Consider the following 15932-nt stretch of genomic DNA (forward strand, 5'->3'; position numbering starts at 1 on the left):
TTTATTCACTGCCCGCTGCTATTTCTTTATTATCCAACTCGATTTCTTTTTCTTGTTTATAAATTAACAAGGGCTTTGCTCCTTTGCTAACAGTGCTTGCTTCAATAACAATTTTATTGACGTTTTGCATAGAAGGCAATTCATACATTGTATCTAATAAAACACTTTCTAAGATTGCACGTAGACCTCTCGCCCCTGTTTTGCGGGCTAATGCTTTTCTTGCCACCATCTGCAATGCATCTTCACGAAACTCTAAATCAACATTATCCATTTTAAATAATTTAAAATATTGTTTAATCAACGCATTCTTAGGTTCTTTTAAAATCTGTATCAGCATGCTTTCATCAAGTTCTTCTAAGGTTGCAATAACCGGTAAACGTCCAATTAACTCAGGTATAATCCCATACTTAATTAAATCCTCGGAATCAAGTCGACTGAGCAGTGTTGTTAAACTTTTTTTATCTTTTTTACTACGTACGTCAGCAGAAAACCCAATTCCAGTTTTTTCGGTACGTTCACGAATAATTTTTTCTAAACCAGAAAAAGTACCTCCACAAATAAATAAAATATTCGTTGTGTCTATTTGGACTGTTTCTTGGTTAGGATGTTTACGTCCACCTTGTAATGGCACGGAAGCCACTGTTCCTTCAAGTAACTTGAGTAATCCTTGTTGAACACCTTCACCTGAAACATCTCGAGTAATGGACGGATTTTCAGCACGACGACTAATTTTATCAATTTCATCAATATAAATAATCCCAAGCTGCGCTTTTTCAATGCTTCCATTCGCCGCTTGCAATAATTTTTGTAAAATGTTTTCTACGTCATCACCGACATAGCCTGCTTCGGTTAACGTTGTCGCATCCGCAATCGCAAAAGGTAAGTTAAAAACCCGCGCGAGTGTTTTCGCTAATAACGTTTTACCACTTCCAGTAGGGCCTATCAGCAATACGTTACTCTTACTTAATTCCGTATCATCTTTAGTATTCAACGGATGAAGACGCGCTTTCTTAATGAGTTCTAGCCGTTTATAGTGATTGTAGGCAGCCACCGATAATATTTTTTTAGCAAACTCTTGACCAATAACAAACTCATTAAATACTTCATGAATCTCTGAAGGTTTAGGAATAGACATTCCACCTTCTTGGCGTGGAGCTTCCTGCTGAAACTCCTCTTGTAAAATATCACTACATAGTTGCACACATTCATTACAAATAAAAATAGAAGGGCCTGCAATTAATTTTGGCACCTCATCCTGACTTTTACCACAAAATGAACAGTGAAGAGGCCCCGAGGTTTTATCATTAATGGAACTACTCATATTTATTACCTCAACAAACTATTATTCATATATTGATATTTAAACAAATTAAAAAAATTGACATTGACCGATTTAATCGGCAGACGAAGCCACTAAAGATTCTCTGGCTCTCTCTTCTGAACGCATTGTTAAAACCGCATCAATCAAACCATAATCGATAGCCTGTTGCGCGCCCATAAAATTATCACGATCGGTGTCCCGTAAAATCTGTTCTGTATTTTTCCCTGTATGTTTAGACATAATACTGTTGATTCTTTCCCTAACTAACAACATTTCACGCGTATGTATTTCAATATCCGTCGCTTGTCCCTGGTAACCTCCTAATGGCTGGTGAATCATCATCCGCGCATGAGGTAAGCAATGGCGTTTTCCTTTTGTTCCACCACAAAGCAACAAAGCAGCGGCACTCGCTGCTTGACCAATACACATCGTACTGACATCCGGTTTAATAAACTGCATCGTATCGTAAATAGCTAAACCAGAAGTCACTACGCCGCCGGGTGAATTAATATAGAGTGAAATATCTTTATCTGGGTTTTCAGACTCTAAAAAAAGCATTTGCGCAATAATTAAATTAGCCATATGGTCTTCAATAGGTCCTACAACAAAAATGATGCGATCTTTTAATAATCGAGAATAAATATCATAAGCTCTTTCGCCACGACCGGTTTGTTCAACAACCATAGGGACTAATAATGAGTTCGTTTTTTCCTTTGATAAACTGCGTAAATACATAATGGCTCTCTAAATAAAAATAAATTTTAGACAACGCTTTAAGATAACATCGCTGCTATTTTAAAAACCTAATGTGTCTCATGTACGAATTAAAGGATATCTCCTATCTCCTGATTTTTACTTGTGAAGTTCATAATCTCTGAATAGTCAGCGGTTTTTTCAACATATTCGACTTCTTCTAACAGCTTATCAATCACTTGATCTTCCAAAACCGAAGACCGAATACTCATGAGCATATTTTTGTCTTTATACAGCTTATCGCGCATCATTTGATCATATTGAAAAGCGCTCGCGAATCGATCAATATATTGTTGAACCCGCGACTCATCCGCCTGCAATTGATATTTTTCAATGAATGCATTAAATAATAACCCTAACGTTACTCGACGACGTGCGAGCTGCATTAAATCTTTTTTTTGGCTTTCTGATAAATCTTTTTTATTCTTTCCTTGTTGCTTTTCTTGTCTAAAAATATCTTGTTCTAACCGTTGGAATTCTTGATGAAGTACACCTTTAGGTAATTCATGAATAACATGCAAGGCAACCAATTTATCGATAATCTGTGCTTTTAATTTTTCACGCAACACGTTATCTAATTCTATTTGCATATGTTCCTTCGTTTGGCGTTTTAAAGCACTCATTGTCTCTTCTTTAATATCCAGTTTTTTTGCAAAAGTATCATCTAACTCAGGTAATTTCGCTTTAGCAACTTTTTTTACTTTTATTGTTGCTGTGTAAGTTTGCTTAGATTCTTGATCGTGTGGAAAAGAAACCGATAACGTATCTCCAGCCTTGCTTGATACCAGCGCAGAAAATCCTTCCGGAATTTTATCCGGCTCAAGAATCCACTGTAAATCTTTGCGCGTTTTCTCCGCTGTATCAGAGAAAACAATATCAAAGGTAACCTTATCACCATAACAAGCTTTATCAGGCACCTCAATCCATTCAGCATATTGCCTACGTATTTTCTCTAATACTTTATCAAGATCTTCTTCGGTTATCGTCACGTTAATTTTTTCTAAACTTACCCCTTTTAATGAAGGAACTTCCACGGGGGGGTAAACTTCAAAACGAGCGGTATAAGTAAGATCAGTACCCGGTGCTGCTTTTATAGACTCAATATGGGGCTGACTTACTGGATTTAAAGTCTTTTGCTCTAAAGCATTCGATAAACTGATACGCAAGGTTTTTTCTATAACTTCGTGCCATATACTCTTTCCATAAAGTTTTTCAATATGACCCAGCGGCACCTTCCCGGGTCGAAATCCATCTAAACGCGTCTTTCTGGCCAGCTCAAGAAGATGCTGCTTTTTTCTTTCTTCTAACTGGCTAGCGGGTACAGTAATGTTTAGGAGTCGAGTAAAATTATCAAGACTTTCCACCGAAACTTGCATTTCATTCATCATTTTAAAGCTCTTATCTTGTAAAAATCCCATGCCAATGCTGGTGCGAAAGGAGAGATTCGAACTCTCAAGGGTTTTAACCCACTGGAACCTAAATCCAGCGCGTCTACCAATTTCGCCACTTTCGCAAAGGTCGTTAATTATACAGCTATCTTATCATGAAAAAAATCAATCTAGTGAATTTGTAGCCAACTCGCGGCTTGCTTGGCAAAATAGGTCACAATACCGTCAGCCCCCGCTCGTTTCATCGCCATTAAGCTTTCTAAAATGCTCTCACGTTCGTCTAGATATCCCTGCATAATCGCTGTTTTTAGCATGGTATATTCTCCACTGACTTGGTAAATAAACGTAGGGACTTCAAATTGTTGCTTAACCCGATAAAGAATATCCAAATAAGGCAATCCTGGTTTTATCAGGACGATATCTGCCCCTTCAGCAAGATCCAGCGCAACCTCCTGGAGCGCCTCATTACTATTGGCTGGATCCATTTGGTAAGTTTTTTTGTCGGCTGTTTTTAATTGATTGAGAGTCCCTATGGCATCCCTAAAGGGCCCGTAAAAATGGGACGCATATTTTGCGGAATAAGCAATAATTTGGGTATTTTTGTAGCCTTTTTCCTCTAATGATTTTCGAATAAAGCCAATCCGGCCATCCATCATGTCAGAAGGCGCTAAGGCATCTGCCCCTGCTTCTGCATAACAAAGCGCTTGTTTAACTAATATTTCTATGGACTCATCATTTAAGATAACACCTTCTTTCGATAAAAGACCATCATGACCGTGTTGTGTATAGGGATCAAGTGCAATATCGGTGATTATCCCCATATCAGGAAAATTTTTCTTGAGCGTTCTTATCGCGTAAGGAATTAACCCTTCAGGGTTATAAGCCTCAAAAGCATCCCACGTTTTGTTTCCTAACGGAACAACGGGGAATAAAGCAACTGCTGGAATCTTTAATTGCTGCAGAATCGTCATTTCATCCAGCAAATAATCCAGAGAAAGTCGTTCTATCCCAGGCATCGTCGTTATCGTTTGTCGTTGGTGGTTTCCTGGTAATACAAACACTGGATAAATTAAATCCTCACAGCTTAGCCTTGTTTCGCGCATTAAACGTCGACTAAATTGATTTTTTCTCAAACGACGTAATCGCGTATAGGGAAACTGACGCATAATGAACCCCTTTTTTAATATTCTAAACTTCACTACTTTAGCGCATAAAGTGATCCCTATAAACAATACTTCATACTCTACTTGTATTGTTTGATTTATTTTTGTTAGAATCACCCGCTCTATTCGGCACATTGCATTTAGAAAGCTTCGGAGCTTCCCAGTTATGAAAACATTGATGGCCAAGCCTGGCCTTATTAAACAAAAATGGCTTTTAATTGATGCCGCAGGTAAAACGCTAGGCCATCTTGCGACTAAGGTGGCTTCTATTTTACGCGGAAAGCATAAACCAGAATTCACGCCCCATGTTGATACAGGAGACTATGTCGTCGTTATCAATGCTGAGAAAGTCACTGTATCGGGTACGAAAGCCAAAAATAAACAGTATATGCATTATACGGGCTACCCTGGCGGGCTAAAGTGTACCACGTTTGAAAAATTGCAAAAAAATCACCCCTCTCGAATTATTGAAAAAGCGATTAAAGGTATGTTGCCTAAAAATGCTTTAGGCTATGCGATGATAAAAAAACTTAAGGTTTATGCAGGTTCTTCGCACCCTCATAGCGCTCAAAACCCTAAATCCACTCGCATTGATAGGTTATAATTATGGCATTAGAACAGAATTATGGAACTGGCCGACGTAAAACGGCAACCGCTCGCGTATTTCTAAAAAAAGGAACAGGTATTATCTCAATAAATGGTCGCACTTTAGAAAATTATTTTGGCCGTGAAACCGCTCAAATGATAGTCAATCAGCCTTTAGACGTGCTTGACCAAATCGGCCGATTCGATATTGTGGTTACCGTATCGGGTGGTGGAAGCAGCGGTCAGGCAGGTGCTGTTCGGCACGGTATAAGTCGAGCGCTCATCGATTATGATGAATCGACGACTACGAATACTGATGACACCACGGATAACGAATTATCATTTCGACGATTGTTGCGTCAGGCGGGCTTGGTTACTCGTGATGCAAGAAAAGTTGAACGAAAGAAAGTAGGGCGACATAAAGCGCGTAAAGGAACTCAATATTCAAAACGATAACGATAATGGTCGTTTATTATTAGAATTTTTTAGGTCTAAAATATAATTATCTCGTTTAACGACGGAAAAATGGAAGAAAATCGTCGACAATTATTCACTGTTATAGTAGCGCTCATGTCGGGGTTTGGCTTAGCGGCTATCTCTGTTGTCCCGTTTATAGCATCACTACAGCCCGCCATAGAAACACGTGAACAATCGACGCAATCATCGGTGGAAGTTAATCTAAGCCATCTCGCTCCTGGACACGCCATGGTTGTTAATTGGGAAAATAAACCCGTCTGGATTATCCGCAGAACGCAAACGATGTTAGATAATCTTTGGAAGATTCATGCTTTATTACGCGATCCTAACTCGTTAACTGCAGAACAACCCGCTTACACACACAATGAATATCGTTCACTGAATCCTGAATATTTAATACTCATCGGTTTATGCACTCATCTAGGATGTTCAGCTCAATTTAAACCGATTCAAGGAGAATTAAGTCGCAATTGGCCAGGTGGATTTTACTGCCCTTGCCATGGTTCTCGTTTTGATCTTGCGGGACGGGTAATGAAAAATGTACCTGCACCGACTAATCTTAAAATTCCTCCTTATCGGTTTATCAATGAACATACGCTTTTAATTGGAGAAAATCCAACGCTCGTCTAAATCTTAAATGGATTTCTTGAGTAATCGAGCTGAAATAAGATCTATAATGACTATGGAAATTGTCAATTGAATAGAAAGAGATTTCAACGTTCAAATAAAAAAAGGATATTCAATTGGTTGTCTGAGCGTTTTCCTTTTAATGAGTATCGTCGAAAATATTTTACACACTATTATTTGCCAAAAAATCTTAATTTTTGGTATTTTTTTGGGTTTTTAAGCCTTTTTACCTTTTTCTTACAGATTTTGACAGGTATATGGCTCGTCATGTTTTATACCCCCACACCTGAAGAAGCATTTAATTCTGTTGAAATAATAATGCGAGAGGTACCTTACGGCTGGTTATTGCGGTATTTACATTCTACGGGAGCTTCTCTTTTTTTTATTCTCGTTTATGCACATATTTTTCGGAGTCTTTTGTATGGATCTTATAAAAAACCTCGAGAACTTGTTTGGTTGCTCGGTGTATGTCTCTACATTATTTTATTAGTTGAATCATTTTTGGGATATTTACTTCCTTGGGGACAAACGTCGTATTGGGCAAGTCAAATTGGCACTTCATTATTCGAATCCATTCCACGTATTGGCCAAACACTCCTGTTTTGGATTCGAGGGAATTCGATGGTATCCGGAGAAACGCTCCATCGTTTTTTTGCACTCCATATCATTGCCATTCCTTTATCTTTGATCCTTTTCATTCGTTTACACCTCATTGCTTTACATAAAGTAGGATGCAATAACCCCGAGGGAATGTCTCTATCATCTAGACTCAATTTTTCCAACAAAGCACTTTTTAAAGTACCTTTCCATCCTTTCTATTCAGTTAAAGAATTACTCGCTTTATTAATTTTTTTATTTATTTTATCAATGATTGTATTTTTTTTTCCTGAAATGAATGGTTATTTTCTAGATGCCAATAATTTTACTCCAGCCGATCCTTTATTAACCCCAAATCACATAAAACCACTCTGGTATTTAGCCCCCTTTTATGGCGTACTTTGTGCTATTTCTAATAAATTATTGGGAATTTTAACAATGGTTGCCTTTTTATTTATACTATTTATCTTACCTTGGCTTGATCGTAGCGCCGTTCGATCAATGCGATATCGTGGCGCTTACTCTCGTTTTGCTTTATCCATTTTCAGTCTTAGTTTTGTCCTTCTTACCTACATAAGTACAACTTTACTCACTCCCAATAAAATAGTTCTTATAAAGATTTTAATCGGTATATATTTTCTTTTTTTTTTACTCATGCCGATTTATACAAAATATGAAAAAAATAAATTATCAGCACTTTTATGTGGAAATTAATTATTAGTATTTTTTTTCTGTTTAACTTTATATTTTTATCACGAATAATATTTCTTGAAACGAAACCTTTAAAATCTGGAATTCAACAATCAGACCTGGCTTCAATACAACGAGGTGCAAAATATTTTATGAATTATTGCTCGGGCTGTCATTCATTGCAGCATATGCGTTATAATCGGCTTGGGATAGACCTCAATATACAAAATGATAAATTCAACGTAGCAACCCAAAAACGATTAAAAAATAATCTCTTTTTTACTCAGGCTAAACCGAGCGATAAAATAAAATCAAATTTATGGCCAAAAGAAAGTTTATTATGGTTTGGGAAACCCCCTCCGGATCTTTCTTTGACAACGCGGGCACGAAGCACTAATTGGGTGTATAATTACTTAATTAGCTTTTACTTAGATAATACGAGGCCTTTTGGAGTTAATAATCGCTTGATCAAAAATACGGCTATGCCGGACCCGTTAGCCGTCATACGTATCAACAGCGCCCATACGTCGTCTCCTACTAAGGATTTAAAAACGATCAACAATGTATATTCATCCACTCATCACAATAAAACAAAAAATCTTATGTTAGAAGAAACAATTACTGATTTAGTCAATTTTTTAGCATATACCGCTGAACCTACAAAAAATAATCGCCATTTATTGGGAAAAAAAGTATGCGGATTTTTATTGTTATTCATTTATTTTGCTTATAATTTAAAAAAAAGAATTTGGAGAGATATAGAAAATAAAAATTTTTCTTAATTTCAGCACTGTTATTTTAAATGATTACTATATGGAGAAATTTTTTATATGGCACAACCTGCCGGTAAACGTTCAACGATGTGTTTATATGCCAATATCAATGACCCTTATAGTCATCGGGTACGTATCGTTTTGGCTGAGAAAGGAATTAATGCGGAGATGATAGAAGTACCATCGACAGAACTGCCTGAAAGCTTACTGCAACATAATCCTTATGGGACTATACCAACGATTATTGATCGTGATCTTGTTCTTTACGAAACAAATATTATTACTGAATATTTGGACGAACGTTTTCCTCATCCCCCTTTATTACCTGTTTATCCCGTATCCCGTGCAAAAAGTCGACAAATGATCTATCGAATTGAACGTGACTGGTATCCTTTACTGCAACAAATTGAAAGTGCGTTAAATACTTCCCAATCAATAAAACCTGCAGAAACTTTACAGGATGCCAAAAAAAAATTAGAAAATAGCTTGGCGAGTCTTGCTCCTCTATTCGCGGGTAAATCATTTTTTTTGAGTGACGAATTTACGTTAGTTGATTGTTGTATGGCACCCTTATTGTGGCGTTTAAATCGTTTAAATATTAAACTATCTCCTATGCCAAGCGCAATTAAAGACTATGAAGAGCGCTTATTTGAACGCCCTTCATTTATAGCAACTTTAAATGAAGTTGAATTTGGAGTAAAAACTTAAATGATGACCTCAAATCGTTCTTATTTATTACGTGCATTTTATGACTGGATTATTGATAATCAATTAACGCCTTATATTGTTTTAGATGCTGAATTACCGCATGTCGAAGTACCCAAGCACTGTATTAAAGAAGGTAAAATTACATTAAATATATCCAATGACGCGGTATTAAATTTAAAAATAGATACACAAGCGATACAATTTGAAGCAAGCTTTAATGGCCAGTCCATGCTCATCTATGCACCTATTCAGGCCGTGTTAGCTATTTACACACGGGAAAACGGTCAGGGTATGGCTTTTACAGAAAAAGAAAACCATGATGAGGATGGAAACAATCCACCTCCTCGCGTTAGACCGGGGACAAAACCTAAACTGTCCATTGTTAAATAACATGTCATTACCTATCATGATTGGATGGAGAGAATGGGTATCTTTACCTGCGTTAGGAATACCTCGCTTAAAAGCTAAAATCGACACCGGTGCTCGAACTTCCGCTTTGCACGCCTGTCATGTAGAAATTATTGAAAAAAATTCTCATCAAAAGCAAGTACGCTTTGTTATACATCCTCAACCGCGGCGATTTCCTAAAAAAGCAATTCCCTGTACCGCAGACCTATTTGATATACGGGAAGTGACCGACTCAGGAGGACATAAAGAAAATAGATGTGTTATTCAAACGACTATTGTCCTCGGGACCCAATGCTGGAGCATTGAAATTACTTTAACGAGTCGAGATAACATGCGTTTTAGAATGTTATTAGGCCGAACAGCGTTAAAACATCGTTTTACGATTAATCCAACTTATTCTTATTTGCATAGCAAAAAAACTATAATTCCATGAAAATTGCAATCTTATCCCAGCGTCCAAAGCTCTATTCCACGCGTCGTTTAGAAGAAGAAGCCAAGAAAAGAGGTCATCACGTTAAAATTATAGATACTTTACGGTGCTATATGAATATCACCACCCAAAATCCTTATATTCATTATAAAGGAAAAATTTTAGATAAATTCGATGCGATTATTCCCAGAATTGGCGCTTCCATCACATTTTATGGTTCTGCACTCGTCAGACAATTTGAAATGATGGGAGTCTATGTGGCTAATAATTCTATTGCCATTACCAGAGCTCAAGATAAACTTCGTTCCTTACAAATTTTATCTCGCAAAGGAGTCGGTTTACCTATCACGGGATTTGCTTACTCCCCTGATGATATTCAAGATTTAATTAGCATGGTGGGCGGCCCTCCTTTAGTCATTAAAATTTTAGAAGGCACTCAAGGGATTGGGGTGGTACTTGCTGAAACTCAACAAGCCGCTATCAGCGTTATTGAAGCATTCTTAGATTTACAAGCCCATATTATGGTTCAAGAATATATCAAGGAGGCCAAAGCAGCTGATATTCGGTGTTTTGTAGTCAACGGAAAAGTCATTGCCGCGATGGAACGACAAGCTAAATTAGGTGAATTTCGTTCTAATATCCATCGAGGTGGAACTGTTCGACTGACTAAATTAACCGCTGAAGAAAGAGAAACGGCTGTTCGAGCCGCTAAGGTTATTGGCTTAAACATTGCAGGGGTAGATTTGTTACGCTCCAATCGAGGCCCTTTAGTCATGGAAGTCAATTCTTCCCCAGGATTAGAGGGCATTGAAAAAGCCACCCAAAAAAACATTGCTGAAATCATTATTAAATCGATCGAAAAACGATCCCAAAAGCATTAAGCAATAATGAAGCATAATTCTTGACTGTATAAGCGTGTTTTCGTATAAATCAAGGAATGATAATACCTACTTATTCTTTTTCACCCTTGGCGGCACGTTTGCGGCCTCAGCATTTAGATCAATTTTTTGGTCAAGCTCATTTATTAGGGCCTCAAAAACCGTTACGTCGCGCCTTGTTAAACAATCAATTACACTCCATGATTTTATGGGGTCCACCCGGAACAGGAAAAACGACCTTAGCTCAATTAATGGCACATCACATTCAGGCAAAATTTGAATCCTTATCTGCTTTACAATCGGGTGTTAAAGAAATACGACAACTTGCAGATCGTATAAAATCCCAAATGAATACACATCAACCTCAAAAAACAATTTGTTTTGTTGATGAAATACATCGTTTTAATAAATCTCAACAAGACTCACTTTTACCTTTTGTAGAATCAGGACTTTTTATATTAATTGGCGCGACCACTGAAAACCCATCTTTTGAAATTAATAATGCGTTGCTTTCAAGAACCCGCGTTTATGTATTAAAAAAATTGAGTGTCAATGACATTATGAAAATCATTGATCGCGCTTTAAATGATCAGGTCAATGGTCTGGGCCGTCAACAGTTAATGATGGAAACTTCCATAAAAAAGCAATTAGCGCACATGGCTGATGGCGATGCGCGTCAAGCTTTAAATCTTTTAGAAATTGCAGCGGAAATAGCTGAAAATAATATTATTGACCAAAATAGTTTAAAAAAAATGACTCAAACGAGTTTAAGACGATTTGATAAAAATGGAGAATTTTTTTATGATCAAATTTCAGCACTTCATAAATCAGTTCGCGGCACTGATCCCGATGCGGCCCTTTACTGGCTCGCTCGGATGCTCGATGGTGGATGTGATCCCTTATATATCGCAAGACGTATTGTAAGAATGGCCAGTGAGGATATCGGCAATGCAGACCCTCGGGGTTTACACATTGCTTTAGATGCGTGGATGGCGCAAGAACGTTTAGGGAGTCCTGAAGGCGAGCTTGCTTTAGCTCAAGCGGTCGTTTATTTATCTTGTACTACAAAAAGTAATGCCGTATATACTGCTTTTAAAAAAGTTATGCGCGAAGTGAAAGAAAGTGGAAGCTTAGAAGTACCCATTCATCTTCGTAATGCACCGACTCAATTGATGCGAAAACTTCATTATGGAAAAAACTACCGCTATGCACACGACGAGCCTGATGCTTATGCATTCGGCGAAAATTATCTCCCTGAAGAACTCGTCGGTCGACAATATTATTTTCCTGTTTCTCGCGGATTAGAGCTTAAAATTGCAGAAAAGTTAAAGCATTTAAAAAAGAAAACCGTGAATAATGAATAAAAAAAACTTATTTCATCGTTAAACTTTTTAATAAATAATTCTCTATGTATCCTTTTATTTAACGCATTAACGTTTTTTTCAACCACTCTTTTACTGCTCTATAGTCAACCTTACCACTGCCTAATAGTGGCATATTATCCATAAAATATATTTTTCTTGGCAAACTTAATTCCGATAGCCCTAATTCCTTAAATGCTTTAATCAGTAAAGATCGCGTTGCGCACTGATAACCGGTTATCAAAATAAGTTGTTCGCCTTTTTTAGCATCTGGAACACTGAATAGTGCATGATATTTATCCGGCCATAATTCATAAATTTTGTTTTCTATCGCCGTTAAAGAAAGCATTTCTCCGCTTATTTTTGCAAATCGCTTCACCCTATCCTTTATAGTCAGGTATCCTTCCCCATCGACCGATACAATATCTCCTGTATCATGCCAACCATGAGGGGGAGGTATAATTTCGCCCAGTTCCTTACTTAAATACCCAAGCATGATATTAGGGCCCGATATTAATAATCGTCCTCCTTCTTTTATATCAGAAACCGGCTCAATCTCATAACGAATACCTGGCAAAAATTTACCGACTGTACCTGGCTTGTTTTGCATCGGTGTATTCACGCTAATAACAGGGGACGCTTCTGTTACGCCATACCCTTCAAAAATACGGATTCCAAATTTTTCCATCCATAATTTACGCGTTTTTTCTTTTAATTTTTCAGCACCTGCAAAAACATAGCGAACACTGTAAAAATCATAGGGATGTGCATATCGACCATAACCTGCTAAAAAAGTATCTGCACCAAACATAATCGTTGCATTGCATTCATAAATCATATTGGGAACTTTACGATAATGGAGGGGAGAAGGATAAAGAAATGTTTTTATTCCATGATAGACAGGTAAAATAATGCAGGCCGTTAAGCCAAACGCGTGAAATAAAGGTAAGGAACTAAAAAAAATGTCGCGTTTGTTAAAGTCAACCTGTGTCGTCATCTGCGCAATATTAGCGTGTATATTTTTATGACTGAGAACAACACCTTTGGGGTCACCTTCTGATCCGGAAGTAAATAAAATCACTGCAGGATCTTCTGGATGCGTTCCTTTTTTTAATTTTTTATAATAATAATAGTGAGGAAATCGGCTAAATAAATTCGCTTTTAATTTATCTTTCCAAGAAATTTCCTTTTTCACGTCCTCTAGATAAATAATGTGTATGCCTTTTTCATTGAGTCGCTTAACAAGCTCAAATAAATTAACAACTTCTATAAATTGTCTAGAGGTCAGTATGCAACGAATCTGAGCAATATGACAGGCCGATTCAATTTGGAAAAAACCCATCGTGTAATTAAGTAAAGCGGGAACTCTACTTACAGCCTGTAATGCAAAAAAACTGACAACAGCAGTCACTCTATTGGGCAATAAAATCCCTACAGTGTCTTGATAGTGAGTCCATTGAGCAATATAAGACCCTAAAATAAAACAACGTGTAATTAATTGATTATAGTTTAAAGCGACTCGTGTAACATCTTCTACTATTTTTGTTTTACCCTTATGGATCGATCTCCCTTCTAATAATCCTTGAAATAACGTTTTATTGTAATCTGTGCTACAAAACAACATCTCCACCATCATGTCATAAAGCTGATTACTAATCACTTGTCTTCTTTTTCGACTACTCATTGTGGGATCAACGATAAACTTTCGAGGAGGTAAAATTGAAATATAAATTTTTGGAAACCAACGTAGTTGAACTTTCCCTCTTAAACGAGAAAAGTGCGTATATTGCGCTCCTTGTAAACGAATAGGTAATAAATTAACTTTAGCGTGATGTGCTACCAAGCCAGGACCTTCATAAAGCTTCATCAAGGCTCCTGTTGTGGTAATTCTTCCTTCAGGAAAAATAATACATTTTTGTCCTTTTTTTACCTCTTTTATTAATGTTTTAATGGCCAAAGGATTTAAAGGATCAAGCTCAAAAACAGTAGAAAAATATAAAAAAGGCCGTATCCACCAAATTCGGGAAGTAAAACTATTGATTGCAAATAAAAGTTCGTCAGGTAAAAACGCATAAATGAGTACGACATCTAAAAAAGATGTGTGATTCGCAATAATAACAACGCTTTCACCTGCAAGTCTATAATTCTCAAATCCACTGAGCTTAACGTCGTAAAGAAGGCTTAATAGTTTTCGTAAAAATGGTTTAATCAATCCTTGGGGAATTAAACGTGTTGCATAAACCGCTATTCCTATATTAATAATCCCTAACAATAAAAAAATTTGCGCAATCGTTAAATCAATTTTAAGTAAGAAAACGATAACGATACTTGCAAGAACTATAAATAAAGAATTAATAATATTATTAGCTGCTATTGTCCTCGCACGATGTGCACGAGCCGTATCGGTTTGAATGAAAGTATACAAAGGAACTATATAAATACCTCCCGCCATTGATAGACCTAACAAGTCTAAACAAATTCTCCAGTGCGATAATGTATTAAAAAAATTAGAAAAATTAATTAATTTTTCTGTATGCGTGGCAGCCTGGCTCGATGCAAAATAAAGATCAAATATAAAAAAACTCATTAACCAAAGACTAAGCGGTATCCATTTCATACTTATTCTATGCTTTAACAAACGATTACAAACTAATGCACCACTTGCTACCCCTACTGTAAAAATAATTAAAAAAAGAGTCACTACACTTGCATCAGCATGCAGAATATTTTTAGAAAAATTAGGAAATTGTGTTAAGAATGTTGCGCCTATTAACCAAAACCAGGATATGGCAAGTATCCCTAAGAAAACTTTTTTTTCAATCTTCACTTGCTGGATGATTTGTAGCGTAACTTGAATAAAATGAAAATTTAATTTTAAATTTGGGTTTGCTTTACGCGTCGTTGGAACATAAAAACTAGCCCCTAACCCCAGACTGGCAATCGACATCATTATTGTTGAAACCCATCTTAAATCAATATGGTTCGCTATTAATAATCCGCCGAGAAGTGTTCCTATCAAAATAGCCATAAATGTGGTGGCTTCTATTAATGCATTTCCTGCAATTAAAGCATCTTTCCTTAATAAATCAGGTAAAATAGCATATTTAATAGGCCCAAAAAAACTGGAATGCGTGCCCATCAAAAATAAAACGAACATCAATAAACTTTCTGAGCGAAAATAAAATCCCATACTCGCTAATAACATAAAAAGGCATTCAAAACTTTTGATAAAAATGATCAAGGAGCGTCTGCTAAACTTATCCGCTAGCTGACCTGCAAAAGCAGAAAAAAGAAAAAAAGGTAAAATAAATAAAATTGCCGCAAGCGTCACTGAAAGCTGTTGCAGAAAAAGCGATTGTGCAACAAATTGATAAGTAATTAATATAATTAAAGCATTTTTAAATACATTATCATTAAATGCACCTAAGAATTGTACTAACAATAAAGGAACAAATTGTCGATTTTTTAACAAGGAAAACTGATTAATTACAGGCACTCCCCCCCTCATGAGACCCACCAACACCTCTTCTAAAAAAGCTTATCAGTATAACATAGTAAAAAATTTGCTTTAAACCTCATTTTTTGTAAAAAATACCATTCGCTTATTCAATTTTATCTTATAACACGCCATTAAAATACATGACTATTTTTTAACGTGACGTTATAAGAAGATCAGTTGATATCAGTTGATATTAATCAATTGCACAGGTATTATCCTTAACGCAAAGTTGGCACCGATAGTTGGCGTATTATGTCAATTAAGTTCCAATGGT

At 36.6% G+C, this 15932-nt stretch carries 15 protein-coding genes and 1 tRNA gene; 10 read left to right on the top strand and 6 right to left on the bottom strand.

The genetic code is table 11. The features are described 5' to 3' along the window. Position 1 precedes the first annotated feature (1 nt). From clpX to hemB, 5 genes are all read right to left on the bottom strand, one after another. Entirely contained in the window at positions 2–1321 is a 1320-nt protein-coding gene (clpX, locus tag RICGR_RS06110; RefSeq protein WP_006034999.1) for an ATP-dependent Clp protease ATP-binding subunit ClpX, read from the bottom strand. 72 nt (positions 1322–1393) lie between these two features. After that, a complete protein-coding gene (gene clpP / locus RICGR_RS06115) occupies positions 1394–2056 on the bottom strand; it encodes an ATP-dependent Clp endopeptidase proteolytic subunit ClpP (RefSeq protein ID WP_006035064.1) in 663 nt (220 codons plus the stop codon). Between the two features lie 89 nt (positions 2057–2145). Next, positions 2146–3462, bottom strand: coding sequence for a trigger factor (tig, locus tag RICGR_RS06120; protein ID WP_006035739.1), 1317 nt, complete (start codon positions 3460–3462; stop codon positions 2146–2148). 38 nt (positions 3463–3500) lie between these two features. Beyond that, positions 3501–3587: transfer RNA gene (locus RICGR_RS06125), tRNA-Leu, on the bottom strand. Between the two features lie 45 nt (positions 3588–3632). Continuing rightward, positions 3633–4628 carry a porphobilinogen synthase gene (hemB, locus tag RICGR_RS06130; RefSeq protein ID WP_006035878.1) on the bottom strand — a complete coding sequence of 332 codons (996 nt, stop codon included), beginning with the start codon at positions 4626–4628 and terminating at the stop codon, positions 3633–3635. A gap of 163 nt (positions 4629–4791) precedes the next feature. On the opposite strand from hemB, the gene rplM reads away from it, so the two are divergent. From rplM to RICGR_RS06180, 10 genes are all read left to right on the top strand, one after another. Next, positions 4792–5229, top strand: a complete 438-nt coding sequence (gene rplM / locus RICGR_RS06135; RefSeq protein WP_006035063.1) for a 50S ribosomal protein L13 — start codon at positions 4792–4794, stop codon at positions 5227–5229. Positions 5230–5231: 2 nt separating this feature from the next. Then, positions 5232–5666 carry a 30S ribosomal protein S9 gene (gene rpsI, locus RICGR_RS06140; RefSeq protein WP_006035352.1) on the top strand — a complete coding sequence of 145 codons (435 nt, stop codon included), beginning with the start codon at positions 5232–5234 and terminating at the stop codon, positions 5664–5666. A 69-nt stretch (positions 5667–5735) separates the two neighbouring features. Next, the gene (gene petA / locus RICGR_RS06145; protein WP_006034749.1) at positions 5736–6317 is read left to right on the top strand and encodes a ubiquinol-cytochrome c reductase iron-sulfur subunit; all 582 of its coding nucleotides are present in this window, start codon (positions 5736–5738) and stop codon (positions 6315–6317) included. A 117-nt stretch (positions 6318–6434) separates the two neighbouring features. Further along, positions 6435–7625, top strand: coding sequence for a cytochrome b (locus RICGR_RS06150; RefSeq protein WP_006035730.1), 1191 nt, complete (start codon positions 6435–6437; stop codon positions 7623–7625). Beyond that, positions 7613–8383, top strand: a complete 771-nt coding sequence (locus RICGR_RS06155; RefSeq protein ID WP_006035666.1) for a cytochrome c1 — start codon at positions 7613–7615, stop codon at positions 8381–8383. Before RICGR_RS06150 ends, RICGR_RS06155 begins: the two co-directional genes overlap by 13 nt. 48 nt (positions 8384–8431) lie before the next feature. Then, complete coding sequence (locus RICGR_RS06160; RefSeq protein WP_006035035.1) at positions 8432–9082, top strand: glutathione S-transferase N-terminal domain-containing protein; 651 nt, start codon at positions 8432–8434, stop codon at positions 9080–9082. A 3-nt stretch (positions 9083–9085) separates the two neighbouring features. Next, positions 9086–9472 carry a ClpXP protease specificity-enhancing factor gene (locus RICGR_RS06165; RefSeq protein ID WP_040615642.1) on the top strand — a complete coding sequence of 129 codons (387 nt, stop codon included), beginning with the start codon at positions 9086–9088 and terminating at the stop codon, positions 9470–9472. A 1-nt stretch (position 9473) separates the two neighbouring features. Continuing rightward, positions 9474–9923 carry an ATP-dependent zinc protease family protein gene (locus RICGR_RS06170; RefSeq protein WP_006035850.1) on the top strand — a complete coding sequence of 150 codons (450 nt, stop codon included), beginning with the start codon at positions 9474–9476 and terminating at the stop codon, positions 9921–9923. Beyond that, positions 9920–10801, top strand: a complete 882-nt coding sequence (gene rimK / locus RICGR_RS06175) for a 30S ribosomal protein S6--L-glutamate ligase (protein WP_006035602.1) — start codon at positions 9920–9922, stop codon at positions 10799–10801. Before RICGR_RS06170 ends, rimK begins: the two co-directional genes overlap by 4 nt. A 56-nt stretch (positions 10802–10857) precedes the next feature. Continuing rightward, positions 10858–12162 (top strand): replication-associated recombination protein A, encoded by a 1305-nt coding sequence (locus RICGR_RS06180; protein ID WP_006034655.1) that lies wholly within the window; start codon positions 10858–10860, stop codon positions 12160–12162. A 58-nt stretch (positions 12163–12220) separates the two neighbouring features. Here the strand turns inward: RICGR_RS06180 and RICGR_RS06185 are convergent, their stop codons facing one another. Beyond that, positions 12221–15655, bottom strand: coding sequence for an acyl-[ACP]--phospholipid O-acyltransferase (locus RICGR_RS06185; RefSeq protein WP_240992238.1), 3435 nt, complete (start codon positions 15653–15655; stop codon positions 12221–12223). Between the last annotated feature and the right edge of the window lie 277 nt (positions 15656–15932).

Origin of the sequence: Rickettsiella grylli (genome assembly GCF_000168295.1) — a bacterium.
Taxonomy (GTDB): Bacteria; Pseudomonadota; Gammaproteobacteria; order Diplorickettsiales; family Diplorickettsiaceae; genus Aquirickettsiella; species Aquirickettsiella grylli.

Bases quoted from the DNA above. Each gene is read 5' to 3' on its own strand.
- clpX (WP_006034999.1), bottom strand. From the start codon at position 1,321: ATGAGTAGTTCCATTAATGATAAAACCTCGGGGCCTCTTCACTGTTCA.
- clpP (WP_006035064.1), bottom strand. From the start codon at position 2,056: ATGTATTTACGCAGTTTATCAAAGGAAAAAACGAACTCATTATTAGTC.
- tig (WP_006035739.1), bottom strand. From the start codon at position 3,462: ATGATGAATGAAATGCAAGTTTCGGTGGAAAGTCTTGATAATTTTACT.
- hemB (WP_006035878.1), bottom strand. From the start codon at position 4,628: ATGCGTCAGTTTCCCTATACGCGATTACGTCGTTTGAGAAAAAATCAA.
- rplM (WP_006035063.1), top strand. From the start codon at position 4,792: ATGAAAACATTGATGGCCAAGCCTGGCCTTATTAAACAAAAATGGCTT.
- rpsI (WP_006035352.1), top strand. From the start codon at position 5,232: ATGGCATTAGAACAGAATTATGGAACTGGCCGACGTAAAACGGCAACC.
- petA (WP_006034749.1), top strand. From the start codon at position 5,736: ATGGAAGAAAATCGTCGACAATTATTCACTGTTATAGTAGCGCTCATG.
- RICGR_RS06155 (WP_006035666.1), top strand. From the start codon at position 7,613: ATGTGGAAATTAATTATTAGTATTTTTTTTCTGTTTAACTTTATATTT.
- RICGR_RS06160 (WP_006035035.1), top strand. From the start codon at position 8,432: ATGGCACAACCTGCCGGTAAACGTTCAACGATGTGTTTATATGCCAAT.
- RICGR_RS06165 (WP_040615642.1), top strand. From the start codon at position 9,086: ATGACCTCAAATCGTTCTTATTTATTACGTGCATTTTATGACTGGATT.
- RICGR_RS06170 (WP_006035850.1), top strand. From the start codon at position 9,474: ATGTCATTACCTATCATGATTGGATGGAGAGAATGGGTATCTTTACCT.
- rimK (WP_006035602.1), top strand. From the start codon at position 9,920: ATGAAAATTGCAATCTTATCCCAGCGTCCAAAGCTCTATTCCACGCGT.
- RICGR_RS06180 (WP_006034655.1), top strand. From the start codon at position 10,858: ATGATAATACCTACTTATTCTTTTTCACCCTTGGCGGCACGTTTGCGG.